This is a genomic window from Mycoplasmopsis gallopavonis, from assembly GCF_900660635.1.
Classification (GTDB): domain Bacteria; phylum Bacillota_I; class Bacilli_A; order Mycoplasmatales; family Metamycoplasmataceae; genus Mycoplasmopsis; species Mycoplasmopsis gallopavonis.
The window spans coordinates 555,443-576,641 of the sequence record NZ_LR215031.1 but is presented as its reverse complement, the minus strand read 5'-3'; the positions used below and the strand labels follow the sequence as shown (position 1 = coordinate 576,641).

Genomic DNA, 21,199 nt, shown 5'->3' with positions numbered 1-21,199 from the left:
TAGATTAAAGGTTGCGTTAATAATTTTAGATTTAATGTTTTCTAAAATATCTTTCATTTTACTCCTATCTATTTCTGATTTTATCTAAAACAATTGCAGTAGCACAAGCTACATTTAAACTTTCAAAAGAAATTGGGATATAAACTTTAACATCAGCTAAATCTCAAAGTTCCTTGCTAATTCCTTGTCCTTCATTACCAACAACAACTACAATCTTATTTTTAGGAAAAACCACATCATTTAATTTTTGAGCTTGTGGATCTAATAAAGTTTCATAAACTTGAAAATTAGATTCTTTGAGTGTTTCTAAATTTACTTTGAGATTATTTGAAAGAATTAAATTCAAATCAAATAAAGCACCTTGTGATGAGCGAATAATTTTAGAATTATACGGATCTATTTGTTCTAAAATTACAGTATCAAAATCAAACGCTTTAGCTAAACGTAAATTGTTCCAATATTACCCGGATCTTGTAGTTTATTTAAAACCAATACTTTATTCATTTTTTGAAGATTAACTAAAGATTCAAATGAAGTAATATTACTTAATTTAGTTACTTTTGCAACTACATTTTGCGGTGTCACAGTCGTGCTTAAATAATTCATAAGATCAGATGTAATTAAAGTTGAATTAGAGTATTTAGCGTGATCTAAAACTTCATAAATTTCTAATTTTAAATTCCGTTTTAAAGCTTCATCGACAAGATGATATCCTTCAATTAAAAAAGCATTTTCTTGATCACGATATTTTTTTGCTGTAATTTTTTTAATTCTTTAATTTTCGGATTAGTTTTACTTGTTAAAATCATTATCAATGAGGTAATTTTTCCTTTTTCTACTTCGAATTTAGATAAATCTTGAAAATCTAATTGACGCATCACTTCAAAACCTAAAATACTTACACAATTAGCCAAATTAATAGAACGCATCGCAGAAACCATCGGAATTCTAATGCAATTTGATAAATTATTTTGAAGAATTTGCTTATCAATTCCTGTTGATTCTCTTCCGAACATTAATCAAACTTCCTTGGTTTGATCATAAACTTCTTGATAATTAATATCACTATATAAATTTAAACCATAGCGAGTAACATAATAAATTTGTTTATCATGATATTTTTTGTAAAAATCTTCATATGATGCATGAACTTCATGTCTAATATCAGAAAGCATTCTTCCCGCACCATATCTACGTAATCATTTGGGATGCAAATCAAAACCAATTGGTTTAATAATATGAAGTTTTGCTCCAAGAGCAAAACATGTCCGAATAATATTTCCTGTATTTGGACAAATTTCGGGTTGATATAAAACTATATTTAACATGTTTATATTATAAAGAAAAAACACACGTGAGTGTGTTTTTTATGAATGAAATAAATATACAAAATTACTTATTGCTATTTGAATGTTAATTCTGTAAAGTAACACCAAAAAGTTTAGAAAACTATTTCTCGAGTGAGAATGTGGAATTGAAAATAAATGAAAGAAGTATTACTTACTAAAATTAACTAGCTTTAAATAAATTGTAGGTAAATCCTTTAAGTCCTAAATTTAAGGCTTAAAGCAACTATTTGACCAGAATAAATTACTTTTAGACTTAAATCTCATCAAAAAATTTACATGAAAAAATATTCATTTTTTACTTCCACATTTATATTATAAACCTAAAAGGAAAAATTAAAAAATCTTAACTAGCAATTTTCAAAAATAAAATTTTATAAAAAGTATAAAAAGCTACTTTTTTGAGCTAAAAATAATCTTTTTAAGTAATTTATGTAAAAACTGCAAAAAAATTCAAAAATCCATCTTGAAAACTTAAAAAGATTTTAAAAATCACTTTTAAAAACTTATACAACTTAAAAACTATATTAAAAAGAAAAATACCAAACTTTTGTTTGGTATTTTTAAGTATGATTCTGGTTTGTAAAAACTATTTAATAATTTTTGTTACTGAACCAGCACCAACTGTACGTCCACCTTCACGGATTGAGAATTTTGTTCCTTCTTCAACAGCGATAGGTGCGATTAATTTAACTTTTAAGTTAACGTTTTCACCTGGCATAACCATTTCACGTCCAGCTTCAAATTCAACTCCACCTGTTACATCTGTTGTGCGGAAGTAGAATTGAGGTTTATAGTTTTTGAAGAATGGTGTGTGACGTCCACCTTCTTCTTTTTTAAGTACATAAATTGCAGCTTCGAATTCTGTGTGAGGAACGATTGATCCTGGTTTAGCTAAAACTTGTCCACGTTCAACTTCTTCACGGTTAACTCCACGAAGTAATAATCCTGCGTTATCTCCAGCCATAGCTTCTTTAAGGTTTTTACGGAACATTTCGATTCCTGTAACAACTGTTTTCTTAGTAGGTTTTAATCCAACGATTTCAACTTCATCGTTTAATTGTAATTTACCACGTTCAACACGTCCTGTTGCAACAGTTCCACGTCCTGTAATTGTGAAAACGTCTTCAACAGCCATTAAGAATGGTTTGTCAAATTCTTTAACTGGTGTTTCGATGTATGAATCAACAGCGTCCATAAGTTCCATAATTTTAGCTTCGTATTTTTCATCACCTTCAAGTGCTTTTAAAGCTGATCCACGGATAATTGGAGCGTTATCTCCGTCAAATCCGTATTCTGAAAGAAGTTCACGAATTTCAACTTCAACTAATTCGATCATGTCTTCTTCACCTTCTAACATATCACATTTGTTTAAGAAAACAACCATACGTGGTACACCAACTTGTTTTGAAAGAAGGATGTGTTCACGTGTTTGAGGCATAGGTCCATCTGTTGCAGCAACAACTAAGATAGCTCCGTCCATTTGAGCTGCCCCTGTAATCATGTTTTTAACGTAGTCAGCGTGACCTGGACAGTCTACGTGTGCGTAGTGTCTTTTTTCTGTTTGATATTCGATGTGTGATGTGTTAATTGTAATTCCACGTGCTTTTTCTTCTGGTGCGTTATCGATTGAAGCGTAATCACGAGCTTCTGATAATCCTTTTTTAGCTAATGTTGTAGCAATAGCTGCTGTTAATGTAGTTTTACCGTGGTCAACGTGTCCGATTGTTCCAACGTTAACGTGTTCTTTACTACGGTCAAAATCTAATTTTGCCATATTATTCCTTTCCAATCTAATTTATATTATTTTATTAGATAAATATATGTGTTCTAGCGCTAAAACCAACCAAAGCCTAGTCTTTCACCTAGGTCCTGTCCTTAATAATTTAATTAGCAATATATATTTTAGCAAATAAAATAAAAATAAATTAACCTGTCATATTTAAATTATTATGTAATTTTTTAAAAATTTATAAATATATTTTAGCAAAAAAAGATATTTACAAAATTTGACAAATTTATAAATAAACTTCTTGAATTTTCTAAATATATAAAATAAAAATTATTAAAAAGACATAATTTCAAAAAAATATTTCTTAGCTATTTTTGGAGTTATAAACTAGAATGATCAAGGTTCATGGAACTGGAAAACTTTCCACAGTTGGGAACTATTTATTTACCAAATATCAAAAAAATAAGATAATTTAAATACATATTAAGAAATTTTCTTTTTTAATGTGTCTAAGATAATGAATATTATTTAAATAAAAAGGATGTTATATATGAATCAAACAAAATTTGATACAAAAGAATATTTAGAAAAAGTGCATGCCTGATGAAGAGCTGCTAACTATCTTTCAGTAGGGCAAATTTATTTAAGAAATAACCCACTTTTAGAAGGTGGATTAAAAGCTGAAGACGTTAAAATGTATCCAATCGGACACTGAGGAACAATTCCAGGGCAAAACTTAATCTATGCTCACTTAAACCGTGTAATTAATAAATATGATCTTGAAATGTTTTACATTGAAGGTCCTGGACACGGTGGACAAGTTATGATTTCTAACTCATACCTTGACGGAAGCTACACAGAATTATTCCCAGAAATTACAAAAGATACAGAAGGTCTTAAGAGAATGTTCAAAAGATTCTCATTCCCTGGTGGAACAGCTAGCCACGCTGCACCTGAAACACCTGGTTCAATTCACGAAGGTGGAGAATTAGGTTACTCACTTTCACATGCTACAGGAGCAATTTTAGATAACCCACAAGTTATTGCTGCTACAGTTATCGGTGATGGTGAAGCAGAAACAGGTCCATTAGCTGCTGGATGATTCAGTTCATCATTCATTAACCCAGTAAATGACGGAACAGTTTTACCTATTTTACATATTAATGGTGGAAAAATTTCTAACCCTACAATTATGGCTCGTAAAACAAACGAAGAAATTAAAAGCATGTTATTTGGATATGGATGAGATGCAATTTTCGTTGAAGCCGATGTAAATGATCAAGTAGGTATTCATGCACAAATGGCTGCTAAATTTGACGAAGCAATCGAAAAAATTCAAGCTATTAGAGCAGAAGCTGCTAAAAAAGGTGCAGAAAATGCTACAAGACCTTTATGACCTGCACTTGTTGTGCGTACACCAAAAGGTTGAACATGTCCACACAAAATTGAAGGTTTAACATACGAAGGAAGCTTCAGAGCACACCAAGTTCCATTACCTGTAACATCAGAAAATCCAAAAATGTTACAAGAATTAGAAGACTGATTAATGTCATATAAACCAGCTGAATTATTCAATGCTGACGGAAGCTTTAAAGCAGAATATGCTGAAATTGCTCCAAAAGGTTTAAAACGTATGGGACTTACACCTATTACAAATGGTGGAATTGATCCAAAACCACTTGATTTACCAAAATGACAAGATTTTGCAATCGAAATTGGTAAACCAGGTTCTAAGAAAGACCAAGATATGGTTAACGCTGGTAAATACTATGCAAAAGTTATCCAAATGAACCCTACAAACTTCCGTGCTTTTGGACCAGATGAAACTAAATCAAATAGATTATTTGACATTCTTAAAGTTACAAACCGTCAATGATTAGAAAGAGTAGATGCTGAATTAGATGAAGCTGTTGGACCAGTTGGAAGATTAATTGACTCACAACTTTCAGAACACCAAGCAGAAGGTATTTTAGAAGGTTATGTATTAACAGGACGTCACGGATTCTTTGCTTCATACGAATCATTCTTAAGAGTTGTTGATTCAATGCTTACACAACACATGAAATGAGTTGCAAAAGCAAGAAAAGTTCACTGAAGAAATGATTACCCATCACTTAATGTTATTGCTACTTCTACAGCATTCCAACAAGACCACAACGGGTATACACACCAAGACCCAGGTATTTTAGGACACTTAGCTGATAAAAAACCTGAATTAATCAGAGAATACTTACCAGCGGACTCAAACTCATTATTAGCTGTTTTAGAAAAAACATTAAAAGAAAGAGATGTAATTAACTTAATCGTTGCTTCAAAACAACCAAGAGAACAATGATTTACAAAAGAAGAAGCAGCTGAATTAGTTGAAAAAGGTCTTAAAGTTATTGATTGAGCTTCAACAGTTAAAGATGGTGAAGAACCTGATTTAGTACTTGTATCTTCAGGTACAGAACCTACATTAGAACTTTTAGCAACAGCAGAATACTTACACACACAATACCCATCATTAAAATTCAGATTTGTTAACGTTGTTGATTTATTAAGATTACGTCACCCAAGTCTTGACCCAAGAGGTCTTTCAGATGAAGAATTTGATGCTATCTTCACAAAAGATAAACCAGTTGTATTTGCATTCCACGGATACGAAGGATTATTAAGAGATATCTTCTTCTCACGTAAAAACCACAACTTACATCCACATGGATATAGAGAAAACGGAGATATTACAACTTCATTCGACATTCGTTTAATGAGTGATATGGATAGATACCACATGTCACAAACAGCAGCTAAAGCAGTATTTGGAGCAAAAGCTGATGACTTTGTTAAACTTATGGATGAAAAAATTAAATTCCACAAACAATACATTCAAGAAGTTGGAATTGACGAAGATGAAGTTAGATTCTGACAATGAAAAGGTCTTAACAAATAATTTAAGACACTCACCACAAACATAAAGCATAAATGCTTTATGTTTTTTTATTTTTAAACAGCAATAAAAAAATCTGAAATATAATCAAAACCTGCGTTTCCAAGTTGTAATGAAGAAAAAAACGAATACACCTACAAATAAGGCGTATTCGTTTTTTGTACTTTTAAATTACAATGATAGACCATCAACCGCATATTGAAAATCACAATATATTTTGTTTAATTCATTATGTTCTGGGTCTAAATTATTCTTGATTTCACTTACAACTTTACCATTCACAGTCTTTGTTGTGATTGTTATAAGTTTCAATGCATCTATAAACATATTCATTGTGAGTTTTTGAATCTCTCCATTATCTTTATAAAATTTCTTTAATTTATAAATGCAATATTTCAAAACAATTAGAGACAAAAAGCATAAAAATACATGAGATTGAATATGCTCGTCTTTATAAACGTACATCGGTCTAACTTCGATTGCTGATTTTAAAGTTCTGAATCCTTCTTCCACTTTTCATTGTCCCTTATATATTTCATTCGCTTCTTTTGAATCTATGTTTGTTATGTTGGTTTCAATCATATAAAAGCCATCTTCATTAGCTACTTTTTTAATTTTTTCGATATTTAATCTTCCGACTGTTTTACCATCTACATCCATATACTTTTTCTTATATTCTGGAACCAAAGCACTTAATGGCAATTCACCGTTAATAGACTTTTTCTCCAATTTATTAATAAGATTTTGTCTTTTTATTTTGTCTAAAGTTTGTTTTGAAGGGCTAAAATAGATAAATTGTTTTCTAAAAGTATCGCTATATCTTTTTTTATTTTTGTTTTTAGCTCAAACAGATTGGACGAATCTAGATTTAGTAAAATAATCATTTTCTTGAACAAATCCTTGATCATTTACTATAAATGCTTTATCTTCTTTTCCAAGAATATCAATACGTTTCTGAACTATATATTTATATCCTTTTTGTTCTAAATATCTTAAATTTGCATTTTGACTAATACCTTTATCAGCAACTATTACTGTGTCTTTTGTTTTGTAAATTCTTTGCATTTCGACTAAAAATTTCACAAGAGTTTTAGAATCTGCAGTATTTCCTTCGAAAACTTTATAGTGAAAAGGAATACCATTATTATCAACTGCCATAGCCACAACAATTTGATCTTCATCATGTTTTCCATCTTTAGAAAAACCTCTTTGTCTCAAACCATCTCTTGAAAAACTTTGAAAATAAACAGTTGTATTATCAAAATGCATTAATTTTGTGTTTCTAGTTGTCAATTCTTGCATTTTGTTATAAATATTGACTAAAATTGTATTTTTATATTCTAAAAAAGTATCAAAATAGTTATAAATTGAAGATTTTTTTATATCTATCTCATGTAAAAAGTCATTTTTGTTTTTGTATTGACAAATATAACTTCTTGGTTGAATTATTCTTGTTGCAACAATAAATTCCAATACTTCTTCTAAAGATTTGTGTTTAGTTTTCGGTAACCCTTTAAATAAATCTAGTTCTTTAATTACTTTATAAATCAATTCAATACCAACGTTTTTTACATTTGTTTCAACAGATGTCGGGTTAAGCAATTGGAAAAATTTGGTTTTAACTTCAATTTTATCTTCTCCAACAGGAACCAATCTAGCAATTGGTTTTAAATCATCGATGTTTTGTAGAGAATATTTTTCTTTAATTTCTTCTCAATAACCTAATCCAACTAAATTACCAATCCCTTTACCATATCCTTTTGATATTCCTAATGCAATGTAAATTCCTTTTGGGTTTTTTCTTTTATACAGAATGTAGTTACTCATATCTATATTATACATTATTATCATTGTAATCATTGTAAAAAGTTAAAATAATTGAAAATGGTACTTATATACAATGTATATAAGTAATAAGGTAAAAGGTATAAAAAAGAGCTTCCAACTTGGAAACTCAGGGCAATAAAAAAATCTGAAATATAATCAAAAAATCATAAACTACTAAAAATATTTAAAAACATTTAAAATTATTTATATATAGACTTTTTCGAAAAAGGAGATATGATGAGAATTTCAGATATCAAAAAAATTGCACATAATATTCTTGAAAATAAAAATATAGAAAATAGTTTTATAGAATATAAAAAATCAGCAATTTTCAAGGATAAAATTTTAAAAACAGCTTGTGCTTTTGCGAATAATTATATGAATGACGAAATAGGTCTTTTATTCATCGGAGTTGAAGAAGTAAATAATATTGAAACAAAAGAAAAAGCAATACCAAAAAGACCAATAACAGGAATAAGTGAGTCTCAAATTGAGTCGACAGAAAATGAATTAAAGTCATTATTGTCTAATATACATCCAAAAATTAATTATAAAATTCTCAATGATAAGATAGATGATAAATATTATATTATTATAGCTGTTGAAAGCAGTAGTCAAGGTCCTTTTCAAACAAGCGAAAAAGCAGAAAAAGATAAAAATATTAGACTAAAACAAGGAAGATATATTAGGGTAGGTAGGGAATCTAGATTACCAAATCCAATGGAAGAATTTGAACTATTAAAAAAATTTGCTAATTTCTCATTTAGTTCTAATTTAAATGATTATGCAACAATAGATGATTTAAGTTACGAATATATGAAAGAGTATTTATTGCAAACGGGAGCGAAAAAAGATATTATAAAGATGCCTAAACTTGAAATGGCAAAAAGTATGGGGTTAGTAAGTTCTAGCGAGCATGGAAAAATTTATAGAGCAAAAAATTTTGCAGTATTAATGTTTGCTGAAAAACCTAATAAATTCATTCCAAATGCACATGTTGAAATAATAAGAGAAATACAAAATACTGATAAAATGGAATCTAAAAAATTTGATGGGCCTATTTGGATTCAAGTCAAACAAGTAAATAATTTTTTTCAAGAGAACATTTTATCTTCATACACAATAAGAGATCCTAATAAAATAAAACATAAGATTATATACAATTATCCTTTAACAGCATTTAAAGAAATTGCCACTAATGCAATTTTACATAAAGAGTACGATATTCCACAATATGTAGGAATTTATGTTTATAAAGATAAAATTTCATTTATAAATCATAACAGACCCCTTCCTCCAATAACTATTGAAGCACTTAACAAAGAAACAACATTTGATAGAAGACAATATTTGAATAAAGAAATTAAAGATATGTTTTATTCGTTGAAATTAATAGAATCATTTGGTTCTGGAATAAGAAGAGCAAAAGATGCACTTTCTAAAAATTCTTCGCCTGCTTTAATTTTTTATCCTGAAAATGGTAATGAAAATTACACAAATGCAGTAATGCAAATCAACAAAGAATTTTTAAAAGACACAAACAACATTAAAACTACCCAAGAAACTACCCAAGAAACTACCCAAGAAACTACCCAAGAAATCACGATTGAAAGATCAGTTCCAGATAAAATAATTGAATTAATGGCACTTTACCCAAATATAACAGCAAGACAAATTGCAAGAAATTTAAAAATATCATTTGATGGTGTTCGTTATCATATAAAAAAATTATTAAAAGAAGGTTCTATTTCAAGAGAAGGTTCTACTAAGTCTGGAAAGTGAATAATTAAAAAAGATAAATTTTAATAAATATTAACTATATAAAAAAATAACAAGAATATTCTTGTATATTAGGATAAATAAATTAGACACTTAACGTCGCATGTGTTAAAAAACCATGCGGCGTTTTTCAATTTAAATTTGATTGAGGTCTTTCGAGGTTATATCAAGAAAAATATTTAGATATGATTAAATTCACTTCGCTATCTAACATTTTATCAGTTTCATAAAAATCTAATAATTCTCTTTGAATTAATGCAAAAATAAATTCGGAAGGTCTATTTGCTAATGAATTACCTTTTGGAGACATTGATTGTTTAGTATTTACATTTTTTAAAAATTTAGAAAAGGCAAAATTTGCATATTCAATTCCGTGATCTGAATGAAAAATAGTAGGTTTGATTTGATGTTTATCAAGAGTATCTTGAACAAGCTTTATAGTAGATGCAGAATCTCTTATATCCGATAAAGTTCAATTTAAAACAGTGTTACTAAAAGTTTCGGTGATAACATGAAGAAATCTCATTCCTTCTTTTGTTTTAATAAATTTAATATCTGCATGTAATTTTTCACCAAAATAATTTGATTTAAAATTTCCTTGAACTAAATCTGATGCTCAGATTCTAGAGAATTTTACCTCTTTGTTTTTCTTTGATTTTTTCTTTTGATATGCTCTTGATTTATATTGATTAAATTCATAATTTAGTCTAAATAAATATGAAGAAATTCTTTTTTGGTGCGTTAATAAGTATTTTTGATAAAGTTTATCTCTTCCTATAACAAAATTAGAATTTTTAGCTTCTAAATTAATTCAATTAATTAATTCATGATCAATATATTTCTTTTTGTCAATTTTTTCTTTCTTAGAATAAGAGTAATAAAAAGAAGTTCGATTTAATTTCAAAACTAATGAAATTTTTGAAATATTTCTAAATTGTTTACTTTTTTCTTCTTTTCTTTTTCTAATTTTTTCAAAAATTTCTTGTTGTTTTACTCCTCTTTCTTCCAAAATTTCTTCCATAATATCCTGATAAAGATCTCTATCTTCCTCACACAATTCATTGATGCTAACTCTTTTTCTTCTTCCTGAGTTAGGTTTTTTACTTTTACCTGATTTACTTTCTAAATTATTCATGTTGAAATTATATATTTTTATCCAACTCTTTAATAAAGCTTTCGCTCTTCTATAAGGATTTTCATGCTTACCCTCTTTTCTTTGTTTTATGATTTGATATCTTTCTCAAAAATCTTCAACAAAAGTTATAATCGCTATTTCAAAACCTTCTTTTTGGTAAATGTGGATATATTTTAATTTTTGTTCTTTTGTAAATTGTTTTAAACGCATAAAAAAGACACACTCCTTTCTTTTTGGAATGTGTCTAATTTTTTTATCCTGATTTAATATTTAGGAGGTATTATGAGACAATTAAAGGCACATGAATGATTAGAACTATTCGATAGTTATGAAGATTACAAAAATAATTTGATATCAAAAAATGATTTTGAACTTAAATATTATTCAATCAGAGGTTTTAGTTTTTTTGATAGAAAATTCAATGAGGCTAAAAAATATTTTGTCTTCAAGTATAACAGATATAATTTAGGAATGATAAATATAGAATCGCAAACAGGTAAATCATCTAAAAAAGGTAAAGGGTCAGGTAGACCAAAAAGGCAAAAAATTACTCCTATTGAAATTGTAAAAAAGGAATGAGAAAAAATGCCTAAGGAACAATTGATTGAAATTTTAGAAATTTATAAAGACTCTTTTGATAGAAATAATATTGAAGTTGATATTTCTAAAATTAAGAAATCTTCACTTTCTACAAGAAAATTGGGCCTATGCTTTAATAAATCTAAGTCAACAATTCACAATCTAAAAACTAAAGAGCAGCAAACAAGAAAAAAATCTGTAAATACTAAATATGATGAATTAATAATTAAGTCATTTAAGAAAAATAAGGGTTTGTTTGGTAGAAAAAGATTGGAAAGTTATATTAGAACAAAATTCCAAATAGATCTAAATTATAGGACTATTGGTAGAGCGATGAGAAGATTAAACTTATTTTGTTTAATCAGAAGAAAGAAAATAGATAGAGAACAAAAGAACACAAACGTAAAATTTATAGATCTTGTTAATCGTGATTATCACGGAGAGACAAGCCAAATAATTGCCACTGATGTTACTTATATTTCTGCACCAAAAGATTGCTTAAACAATTTTGTATTTTTATCTGTTGCGATTGATCACAAAAGCAAATTTGTTGTTAATTATAATCTTTCAAAAAGAAATGATTTAGAACTAGTAATGGAACATATGTCTAAAATCAAAATGGATAAAAAATGAATAGCTCATTCTGATCATGGTTTCCAATATTCTTCAAAAACTTATGTAGATTTAATTCAGAAAAACAATGGTGTTGTATCAATGGGTAGAGTAGGAAATTCTTTAGATAATAGAGAAGCAGAATATTTCTTTTCAATTTTAAAATCAGAATGTTTAAAATTAATCGATATTACAAAAATAACTTTTAATGAATTAAAATCACTGATTGATGATTTTGTGTTTTGATACAACAACGAAAGAATTCAATCAGTATTAAATTGAAAAACACCTCAAGAGTGTTGAGGTGTGCTCGAGTGTAACTTGCAGTGCAACGAAAAACACCTTCCCTTGAGAAATTTAGGGAGGTGTTTTTTTGGTGTTTTTGTTTTGAGTTTTAATTAACTATTTTTATAAGTTTTAAAGAACTTATTTCTTTTGGTGTTAGATCTTCTTTTTCTATAAGAATATTCATATAATTGCATTTCTTTGATTTTTGGATCTCAAGGTTCTTTAAAATAATTTCAATTAAAAAATAATTCATCAGATGTTAAAAAACCTAATATTTCTCTTGGCATATTGTTAATTTTTCTTTCTGTTTCTATTATATTTTCATCTAGTATTTTGTTAAAATTTGTTTTCTTCGGGTATTGTCTTCTTACTAATCCATTGAAGTTTTCTATTGAACCTTTTTGAAAAGATGCATATGCATCGGCTTTGTAAATTTTAATTTGTAGCCTATATCCTATCATGAAAAAGATCTTAAATTCAAATCCGTTATCAATTGTTATAGACTTCACATTTAATTTTCTTTCTTTAATTAATTCGAATAAAATTTTAGCTACAATTCAAGGGTTTTTATTAGGTACTTTTCTTATTAATCCATACCTAGTTTTTCTTTCTTCAAAAGTTAGTAAATGTTCGCTTTTTGAACCTGTTTTTCCAATTATTAAATCAGCTTCTCAGTGCCCGAATTCTGACCTATCATTAATATTTTTAGGCCTAAAAGTTATAGGAACTATATATCTATTTCCAACAAGTCTTGTTAAAACATTCCCATTTCTTTTTCCGCCTTTTTTATAATAACTTCGTAATTTATTTTTCTTTGTTAATGCTCATAAACCACTATTAATTCAGTTGTACAAAGTTTTTAAAGAAGGGACAGGAAAATTATTGGTATTATATACTATTAATCTGGAATTTTTGACTCCTAAAAAAATAGGATTATATATATTTAAAAAAGCTTTTGTAAAATCATTGTAATAAGAAAATTCAGATTCTAATTTAAATTGATATTTTCATTTTTCTCTTATTTTATGTTTCTTTTCAGCCTCTTCTGCTATATATCCATTTTCTGTTGAATTATTTTTGATTTCTCTTCAAATTGTAGATTTTGAAAATCCAATTTCTTTAGTAATTTGTTCTATAGAGAGTGAACTATTTTTTAAAAAAATTCTAATTGAACTCTCGTTTTAAATGTAATTCTTTTATAATTCATATGGTGTACCTATTCTCAAAAACACCACAAAAAATTTTAAATAATTTTTAAAAAACACAAAAAAAGCGTGGATAAAACCATGCTTTTTTCTTTTGTTTTTCAATTTTTTTCGTTGCAATGCAAATTACAATCGAGCACACCTCAAGAGTGTTGAGGTGTTTTAGTAAATTAAACTTTTTGTCCACTTTTCGTGTCCCAGTTTATTCCAAAAAGAAAGGATTGTGTCTTTTTATATCTTTAAAAAACAAATTACAAATTAATTAAAAACTAAAATATTTTATTATTTATAAAAAAGTTTTATTTTCTAATTATAAATACACAAATATTACAATAAATCACTTATTATATTTTTCTTAGAACTCAAAAAGTCGTGTTATCACTAAATTTCTTTACAAACTCATTTTCATTTGCTAGTTCATCTCTTGTTTTTGTTTCTATAACTTCAAAATTTGTATATTTTTTAATCAAATCTTCTAATTCTTGATGGTAAGAAAAATGTAAAAAACCTTCTTTACCATCAATTAAGTAAATCGAATCACCGATTAATTCTATTCTCGGGTCCAGTTTTCTTAATAATTGTTTTTCTTCTTGTTCTTTGATATATTTTTCTAAAAACAAGTCACCTTCAATCATTTTTGCTGTAAAAATAAAATAAGAATTCTTTTTTAAAACTCGTTCTACTTCTTTTAAAATTTTGATTCGCTCATCTTGCAACGGAACACACATTAAACCATTAAAAGAATAAAAAGCAAAATCCACAGAATTATTTTTTAAAAATTTTAAAGATTGATTTTTAGTTAAATAAAAATCAATTCCTTGATAATTATTATTTTCTTTAATATAGTTTGCGTTTTTAATTAATTCACTCGAAAGATCTGTTGCTATAACTTTTGTATATCCTAAATCTTTCAAAGCAAACGCAACTCTACCTGAACCAGTTCCTAAATCAAGGACAAGATCAGTAGTTTTAGCATATTTTTTAATTAGTTTTTCTTCTGATTTTCAAAGACCAACTTCAAAAACTGCTCTTGTGTAAATTCTTTGTCCAGTTTCGGTTTGATAAGCATTAATTAAATCTTCATCTCTTGCAACCATTAAATTTTTTCCTCAAATAAAATTCTAACTGTATGAGTTTCTTCTTTAGGACATAACATAAATCTTTGATCTTCACTTGTTGTAATTATTTGGTGATTCTTAAATTCTCTTTGGTATGTTTTTCCACCTAAGAAATTTAACCTTAAAAATTGAGAAAAAATGACTTTTGCTTCATCTGTTCCAACTTTTGTTTGATCATACATTGGCACAATAGTTACTAACGAATCCATTAAGATATTTCTTTTAAGAAGTTCTTGCTCTTCACTAGTTAATGCACTTAATATATCTTGATAAAGATTGTCGAGTGTTTTGTTAATTCTTTCTTCTGAAAATTCTCCCATTTGAGACATTTGTTGCTCGATATAATTTCTATAAAAATTATCAAATTTTGTTTTATCTAATAAATTAATTTGTTTACTACTTATTGTGTTTAAAAAAAACTTTAATTGAATAGTTAATTCAATATCTCCATATAAATATTCATATGGTTTTTTACAACTATCGCAAATACCTTTAAGTAAATTAGCCATAAAACCTCTTTCTTTATTAAATTTTATCAAGTTTAATAACCTTGAATTAAAACAAAATATAATTAAAATATGTTAGATTATGAAATTAATACTTTTGGCCCTAATCAAGTTGTTATCGGTTTAGATGAGGTTGGTAGAGGATGTTTAGCAGGACCATTAGTTGTAGGTTATGTTATTTTTAATTCTGATTATCAAAATCTTAAAATCAAAGATTCAAAAAAATTATCTCCAAAACAAAGAGAAGAAGTTTATTTAGAGATTCAAAGAGATGCTTTAGATTTTGGGTATTATGTCGTTTCTTTAGAGGAAATAGAAAAATTAGGTCCTAAAAAAGCCTCAATTTTAGGAATGGAAAAATGTTTGAAGAAAGCTAGAATTAAATATCAAATTGTTTTAACTGATTATGAAAAAATCCAAACAGAAAAACCGCTTCATAACCTTGTGAAAGGTGATTCGATCGCAATTTCAATTGCAGCTGCAAGTATCGTAGCTAAAGTAGAAAGAGATAAAATTATGGACCAATTAGATCTTCAATTTCCACAATATTTTTGGAAAAATAACAAAGGATACGGAACTAAAAAACATTTAGAATCTCTTGAAAAATTCGGTCCGTGCAAATACCATAGAATTAAATACAAACCGGTTTTAAAATATCTAAACAGAGGAGAAAAATAATGCAATTTGCTTTTTTATTATGAATTTTATTTAACTTTATTATTTTTTCGCAAATTAAAGTAATTTCACAAGCTAAAAGAGCTTTTAAGAGTAAATTTTATTTTTTATTTTGTAAAAATTTCTTTTTATCAAAAATTTATCTATATTTAGTTTTTTTATTAATTAATTCCATTTTATTAATAATTTTTGTTTTAAATTATTTAAAAATAATGTATTTTTTTAATATTGATAAAAATGTTTTCTTTGTAGTTGTAGGTTGTTTTAGTTTATTAATTCCTTTATCAGTTATATTAATTTTTTCGATTTTATTTTGAGTTTTAAAAATGAAAAATCCTATTATTTTAAAATTTAAAGATGTTGATGCTATCGATATTGAAAACTACCCGCAAATTCAAGTTCAAAAATTGAATTACAATTTACAAACAAAAAATGGAGTTATGTCTTACAATCTTGAAGAACATATTCGAAGTAAAATTGCTTGAACACCAAGAGGAACAAAATTATTTTATAAAAAATTTATCAATGAAACTTTTAGTTTCTTTTATAACAATAAAGAACAACTTAATTTAGAAGTAAATTACAAAATATCAAAAGAAGAATTTGCTAAATTTATTTTAAAATACTCAGTTGTTAAAATTGGTGAAAAAATGAACTTAAATTATTTTGATTTTTTAAGTTTTATTAAAAATTATTTAAAATAACAAAAAAACGCTAAAAAGCGTTTTTTTATTGTGTAATGTATTTTCCTTCTGAATCTTTTTGCTTACCTGCAATAGCTAAAATAAAATCTACAAGTGGTCAAATACCCATTCTCATTCAACCAAATAATAGTTTACATACACCTAATCCGATTCTTCCGGCATAAAATCTATCAATACCTAAGCATCCTAAAAAGAAAGAAAGTAGACATAAAGCAACATAACTTTTATCACTTTTTTCTTGTTTTATTTCATAGTAAAAATTATTTTCCATTTTTTTCTCCTAGTGTTGATAATTAAAATTTTTATTTTAATTATTTTTTAAACTAAATTGTTTCTAATTCTGATTCAACTTTAATTAAAGTGTCATTTACTCAAACGATGTCCCCAGGACGAATTTTTGTTGATCTTCCTTGGGCAATTTGTCCGTTAATTTTAACAACATTGTTTTGTAAAAACCCTTTTGCTGCACCACCTGTTTGAATTTCATCTATTTTTTTAAGAAATTGACTAACTTTTATTGAGTCACCTTTTATTTTTATAATCATAATTTACTCCTTATTTCTTAATATCTTCTAAGTGGTGTTATTAATTGCTTGTTTTCTGGATCTTTTTCAGAAATAAAAAGCAATCTATCATATCTAGCACTAATATTTATCTTTATTTTATCATTTTCCAAAACACTTAATGCGTCTTTTAGAAAATTAAAATCTATATCCATTTCAAAATCAGGACCTTCTAAAAGATAATTATTTGTATAAGCTTGAGAACTTCCAATTTCTGGTATTTCAAAATTTAATTTAATTCCTTCTTGTGAAAATTTAAATTCAAGTCTTCTTGCTTTTTCATTAACCATAAAAACGGCTTTATTAATTATTTTTAATAATTCATTTTTATCTATATAAATTACATTTTTAATTTCAAAATCAAATAATTTAGAAGTATCTAAATAATTTAGATTTGTTAGATTTAATTGAATTATTGTTTCTTTATAAGAAATTCCTAATTTAGAGTCATTAAAAAACACAAAAATCTTTTTTGGAGTTTCTTTTGTAATTAATTTTTTCAATGATTTTGCTTCTATAACAACATTAATATCTATTTTTTTATTAGTTTTCATTATTTCTGTTGACATACGATATGAATCTGTTGCAACAAAACGAATTGAATTATCATTTTCTGTTTTTATATTTACACATTTATAAATTGTTGAATTGATTTTATCTGTATTAGTAGCTGTTGAAACAGAAACATCATTAATTATTTTTTCCAATTTTTTAGATTCAGCTTCAAATCTATTATTAGCTTCATTAAAGTCAATCATAAAAAATCTTTGATCATCAATTGTAGCAATTTCAAATTTTGTAGAACCTTCGTAAATTACAACTGTTTCCCCGACTAATTCAAACGTAATTATTCTGTCAAATTTTTTAATTATATTTTTTAAAATAGAAGCATTAATAATTGTTCTTCCATTTCTTTCTAACATAATATTTGTTTCATCAATTTCTAATTCTTTTTTTACTCCAAAACTTGTGTTATTTACTATTAATTTTAAAGAATCAGAATTAATTTCTATACCAATACTTTTTCCGCTTGGAGATGTATCTGCTGTATCTATGTAACTATATATAAAATCAATTATAGGTTCTATAATTTTCTTTTTAATTGAAAACTTCATTTTTTCTCCTTATATAAATAATATGTAATGTTGAAAAGTGTATAAAAAGATAAAAACATCAAAAAATAAATAAATTTAAAAAGAAAAATCAATTTTTAATATTTATTAATTGTGGATAAGATGTTAATATCTTTTTAGTTTATCCCCAAAATCTTATTTTTAATAATTTCAAATTCATTATCTTTATTATTAATTTGATTTTGTTTATGTTTTTTAAAAGCATTTAAGACTGTTGAGTGATCTCTATAAAAATATTTGCCAATTTCTACAGAAGATCAATCAAGCAATTCTTTAAATATATTCATAGCAATATGTCTAGCTACAACAACTTTCGCTTCCCTAGTTTTTCCTAAAATATCTTTTGTATTAATTCTATAATGTTTAGCAATAGTTTTTAAAATATTTTCAGGTAAAATTTCATCTATTTCTTTAACTAAATCTTTAAATATTGAATATATTATTTCTTCTGTATTGTTAGAATTGTTTATTTCTTCTTTATAAAAATCAATTCTCTTTACAGCTCCTATTAAAGAACTTATATTTTTTGAATGATTTCTAATAATATAATTTTTAGACTTTTCATTTATATTAGAAATATTTATTCCATTTTCTGTTAATAAAAATTCCAAAATTTTCATTAAATCTTCTTTTTTAGGTTCATTTATTTTTGTTATAAATCCAGAAGATAATCTTGTGATAAGTTTTTCGTCAAGAACTTCTTTTAAACTATTAATTTCTTTTTGAGAAGCAATGATAGTAGGCTTTTTATTTTGCAATCTAGTATCAATTATTTGAAATATAAAATTTTTAGTAGCTATTTTATTTCCTTCTGCGATTGTTTCAAAATCATCAAATAAGACTAAATCTACATTTGAGTAGTATTCTAATAATTTAGTAATGATATCATTGTTGTTTTCTTTTAATAAATTAACTATATCCCTTAAAAAAATAGCAGGATTAAAATAAACAAAACTTCTTTTTTCTTTTTTAATTTCATTAGCTATTGCGTGTAATAAATGAGTTTTTCCTAAACCAGAATTACTTGTTAAAAAAACTAATGATATTAAACTAGGACAGAAAAAATTAACAATTTATTAAATTGGATAGCCCCATACTATATTCGTATGGGGTTTTTCAATTCAGACATGATTGAATTCTAAATTTATTGTATCAATGAACATAATTAGATATCACTTTTTCTAGTTCATTCAAAGTCATAGCTTTGATATTTAAATCTCTAATTAATTCAGTTTTTAAATTTGAAAATCAATATTCCACAACTCTATTATCTAAACTATTTCCTACTTTTGAAAGCGAAATTATTCCACCTTTATTTTGAATAAAACGAGAAAAATCATCAGATGTATAAGTTGAGCAATGATCTGAATGTAGTATAAAACTTTTTTCAAAATCAACATTTTCAAATGTTTTGTAAATTAATTTTGAATCATTAAATTTGGAAAGAGAAAAACTAATTATTTCTTTAGTTTTATGTTTAATTACTACTGAAAGATAAACATTATTGTTTATTGCATCTTTTGTCGCTGGAAGATATGTTACATCAGTAGCGTATATATTTCTGTTATATACATCATTATAATCTCTATTAACAATGTTTTCTTTTATGATAGATGTGTTCTTTGATTCTTTTAGTTTTTTTCTTTTTCTGACATTGCAAAATAAACCTAAGGCATTCATATATCTTCCTAGAGTTCTTTCGTTTATGTCTATTTTATAGTGCTTTAAGATAAAATATTTTAATTTTTGTCTACCATATTTAGATCTATTTTGTTTAAATGAATCAATAATCAAGTCTTGGTACTTTATTTTTCTGGATTTATTTTTAGGAGCAAAATTATTTCTTTTATGTTTGGATATTGTTTGTCTACAAAGATACAACAAAATAGCAAGTTTATACGAAGCCATATTAATATTTGATGCCTCTTGAACTTTCTCTGTTTTAAATTTATCTTTTGTAATTTCTCTATATCTTTTTGCAATTTCAATTAAATCTTCTCGTGTAAAAATGTTTCAATTTATATCTTGTTCTTTCGCTTTTCTTGACCTACCGGTTCCAGGCTTTCTTGGTTTTTTATTCATATTAAAATTATAATGTTTTAATATTCTTCGTAATCTCGCTTTCACATATTTATCTTTTGCTTTTGCACCATATTTATACATCAGTTCAATCGCATCCTTTTTACCTAATTGAAAAAATGTATTATAAATTTCTTTTTCTTGTTCTTCTGTAAAATGTTTTCCCATTTTTTCTCCTTTAAAAATATAAAAAATTAACATTCGAAGGAATGTTAATTTTTATTGTCCTAGTTTATATATTTGTGTTTTTTTCTATTAAATTTAATGATATTTTAGTACTTTCGTTATTAAACTCACTTTTAACAAAATTATTAATCGTAAATTCATCATTTATTGAGTTATAGAGAAAATTATTAATTGTTTTATCTTTAATTATTGGTTCTGGAATTTTGATAATTTGTTTGTTTTCTTCTTTAATTTTTTCTTGCTTAAAATCTTGGATATTTTGAACTTTATAAGAAAATTGTTCTCCAAAAATTTCTTTAATAGCATTGTTTATTTGTTTTGAATAATATTGTTTATATTTGTCGTAATATTCTACATTTTTAAGATCAAATGATATTAAAACAAAGTTGTTAGAAACACTTAAAATTTTAGATTTTTTAAAAAATGTTTGAAAAACCATGTTATCTTCAATTTGGTTTTTCATATGTTCTTTAAATTGTTCTGTGTAATTATCTAATAAAGCTTTTGTGGTTGTTGAATTTTGGTTATTATCTATATTACTCATACAATAATTTTATTCTTATTTTAATAGATGTGAATAAAATTTATTTTTTTATTTTTTAATGTTTATAAACATTTTTATTAACAATTTTTAAGTCTATTTTTATAAGCAAAAAGTATTTTATACACATTTTATTTTAAAAATATATATTTTGATTATAAGTATGTGTATAAATATGTTTATATTTTTTACTTATATAAATTTTATCCATATATTTATTCACAACCTAATTAACACGATAAGTAAGAGCTTTGAGTTTTAA

General features: G+C 26.0%; 19 protein-coding genes and 2 pseudogenes. 5 read left to right on the top strand and 16 right to left on the bottom strand.

Going from position 1 to position 21,199, the window contains the following annotated elements:
- Nucleotides 1–64: 64 nt before the first annotated feature.
- From EXC53_RS02375 to tuf, 5 genes and pseudogenes are all read right to left on the bottom strand, one after another.
- The gene (locus EXC53_RS02375; RefSeq protein WP_235666641.1) at nucleotides 65–400 is read right to left on the bottom strand and encodes a TrmH family RNA methyltransferase; all 336 of its coding nucleotides are present in this window, start codon (nucleotides 398–400) and stop codon (nucleotides 65–67) included.
- 38 nt (nucleotides 401–438) lie between these two features.
- Nucleotides 439–606, bottom strand: coding sequence for a hypothetical protein (locus EXC53_RS04200; protein WP_165260999.1), 168 nt, complete (start codon nucleotides 604–606; stop codon nucleotides 439–441).
- A 15-nt stretch (nucleotides 607–621) separates the two neighbouring features.
- Nucleotides 622–720 (bottom strand): annotated as a pseudogene (locus EXC53_RS04370) (TrmH family RNA methyltransferase); the annotation flags it as partial.
- A complete protein-coding gene (locus EXC53_RS02370) occupies nucleotides 720–1,328 on the bottom strand; it encodes a tRNA (cytidine(34)-2'-O)-methyltransferase (protein WP_129724660.1) in 609 nt (202 codons plus the stop codon). The gene EXC53_RS02370 and the pseudogene EXC53_RS04370, both read right to left, overlap by 1 nt.
- 607 nt (nucleotides 1,329–1,935) lie before the next feature.
- The gene (gene tuf / locus EXC53_RS02365; RefSeq protein ID WP_119572352.1) at nucleotides 1,936–3,123 is read right to left on the bottom strand and encodes an elongation factor Tu; all 1,188 of its coding nucleotides are present in this window, start codon (nucleotides 3,121–3,123) and stop codon (nucleotides 1,936–1,938) included.
- Between the two features lie 505 nt (nucleotides 3,124–3,628).
- On the opposite strand from tuf, the gene EXC53_RS02360 reads away from it, so the two are divergent.
- Entirely contained in the window at nucleotides 3,629–6,010 is a 2,382-nt protein-coding gene (locus tag EXC53_RS02360) for a phosphoketolase family protein (protein ID WP_119572308.1), read from the top strand.
- A 168-nt stretch (nucleotides 6,011–6,178) separates the two neighbouring features.
- On the opposite strand, the gene EXC53_RS02355 is transcribed toward EXC53_RS02360, so the two are convergent.
- Entirely contained in the window at nucleotides 6,179–7,867 is a 1,689-nt protein-coding gene (locus tag EXC53_RS02355) for an IS1634 family transposase (protein ID WP_129724495.1), read from the bottom strand.
- Between the two features lie 204 nt (nucleotides 7,868–8,071).
- Here EXC53_RS02355 and EXC53_RS02350 point away from each other — a divergent pair, with 204 nt between their 5' ends.
- Complete coding sequence (locus EXC53_RS02350; RefSeq protein ID WP_119572342.1) at nucleotides 8,072–9,640, top strand: AlbA family DNA-binding domain-containing protein; 1,569 nt, start codon at nucleotides 8,072–8,074, stop codon at nucleotides 9,638–9,640.
- A gap of 58 nt (nucleotides 9,641–9,698) precedes the next feature.
- Here the strand turns inward: EXC53_RS02350 and EXC53_RS02345 are convergent, their stop codons facing one another.
- Nucleotides 9,699–10,958 (bottom strand): DDE-type integrase/transposase/recombinase, encoded by a 1,260-nt coding sequence (locus EXC53_RS02345; RefSeq protein WP_129724498.1) that lies wholly within the window; start codon nucleotides 10,956–10,958, stop codon nucleotides 9,699–9,701.
- A gap of 72 nt (nucleotides 10,959–11,030) precedes the next feature.
- Between EXC53_RS02345 and EXC53_RS02340 the strand changes: the two genes are divergently transcribed.
- Nucleotides 11,031–12,341 (top strand): IS3 family transposase, encoded by a 1,311-nt coding sequence (locus EXC53_RS02340; protein ID WP_129724658.1) that lies wholly within the window; start codon nucleotides 11,031–11,033, stop codon nucleotides 12,339–12,341.
- Here EXC53_RS02340 and EXC53_RS02335 read toward each other — a convergent pair.
- The 3 genes and pseudogenes from EXC53_RS02335 to EXC53_RS02325 form a co-directional block, all read right to left on the bottom strand.
- Nucleotides 12,338–13,434 (bottom strand): annotated as a pseudogene (locus EXC53_RS02335) (IS30 family transposase). The gene EXC53_RS02340 and the pseudogene EXC53_RS02335 overlap by 4 nt on opposite strands.
- 342 nt (nucleotides 13,435–13,776) lie before the next feature.
- Complete coding sequence (locus EXC53_RS02330; protein WP_119572331.1) at nucleotides 13,777–14,529, bottom strand: class I SAM-dependent methyltransferase; 753 nt, start codon at nucleotides 14,527–14,529, stop codon at nucleotides 13,777–13,779.
- Nucleotides 14,529–15,059 (bottom strand): hypothetical protein, encoded by a 531-nt coding sequence (locus EXC53_RS02325; protein ID WP_119572332.1) that lies wholly within the window; start codon nucleotides 15,057–15,059, stop codon nucleotides 14,529–14,531. The genes EXC53_RS02330 and EXC53_RS02325 overlap by 1 nt, the downstream gene beginning before the upstream one ends.
- A 69-nt stretch (nucleotides 15,060–15,128) precedes the next feature.
- Here EXC53_RS02325 and EXC53_RS02320 point away from each other — a divergent pair, with 69 nt between their 5' ends.
- Together EXC53_RS02320 and EXC53_RS02315 are read left to right on the top strand one after the other, a co-directional pair.
- On the top strand, nucleotides 15,129–15,734 hold the full coding sequence (locus EXC53_RS02320; RefSeq protein WP_119572333.1) for a ribonuclease HII: 606 nt from the start codon (nucleotides 15,129–15,131) through the stop codon (nucleotides 15,732–15,734).
- A gap of 209 nt (nucleotides 15,735–15,943) precedes the next feature.
- Entirely contained in the window at nucleotides 15,944–16,435 is a 492-nt protein-coding gene (locus tag EXC53_RS02315) for a hypothetical protein (RefSeq protein WP_129724527.1), read from the top strand.
- 25 nt (nucleotides 16,436–16,460) lie between these two features.
- Here the strand turns inward: EXC53_RS02315 and EXC53_RS02310 are convergent, their stop codons facing one another.
- From EXC53_RS02310 to EXC53_RS02285, 6 genes are all read right to left on the bottom strand, one after another.
- Nucleotides 16,461–16,706, bottom strand: a complete 246-nt coding sequence (locus EXC53_RS02310; RefSeq protein ID WP_119572315.1) for a TM2 domain-containing protein — start codon at nucleotides 16,704–16,706, stop codon at nucleotides 16,461–16,463.
- A gap of 52 nt (nucleotides 16,707–16,758) precedes the next feature.
- Nucleotides 16,759–16,980 (bottom strand): RNA-binding S4 domain-containing protein, encoded by a 222-nt coding sequence (locus EXC53_RS02305; RefSeq protein ID WP_119572316.1) that lies wholly within the window; start codon nucleotides 16,978–16,980, stop codon nucleotides 16,759–16,761.
- Nucleotides 16,981–16,997: 17 nt separating this feature from the next.
- The gene (locus EXC53_RS02300) at nucleotides 16,998–18,113 is read right to left on the bottom strand and encodes a DNA polymerase III subunit beta (RefSeq protein ID WP_119572317.1); all 1,116 of its coding nucleotides are present in this window, start codon (nucleotides 18,111–18,113) and stop codon (nucleotides 16,998–17,000) included.
- Between the two features lie 134 nt (nucleotides 18,114–18,247).
- Nucleotides 18,248–19,162 carry a helix-turn-helix domain-containing protein gene (locus EXC53_RS02295; protein WP_223214514.1) on the bottom strand — a complete coding sequence of 305 codons (915 nt, stop codon included), beginning with the start codon at nucleotides 19,160–19,162 and terminating at the stop codon, nucleotides 18,248–18,250.
- A 34-nt stretch (nucleotides 19,163–19,196) separates the two neighbouring features.
- Complete coding sequence (locus tag EXC53_RS02290; RefSeq protein ID WP_129724594.1) at nucleotides 19,197–20,411, bottom strand: IS3 family transposase; 1,215 nt, start codon at nucleotides 20,409–20,411, stop codon at nucleotides 19,197–19,199.
- Between the two features lie 31 nt (nucleotides 20,412–20,442).
- Entirely contained in the window at nucleotides 20,443–20,940 is a 498-nt protein-coding gene (locus EXC53_RS02285) for a chromosomal replication initiator protein DnaA (RefSeq protein ID WP_129724654.1), read from the bottom strand.
- Nucleotides 20,941–21,199 lie beyond the last annotated feature (259 nt).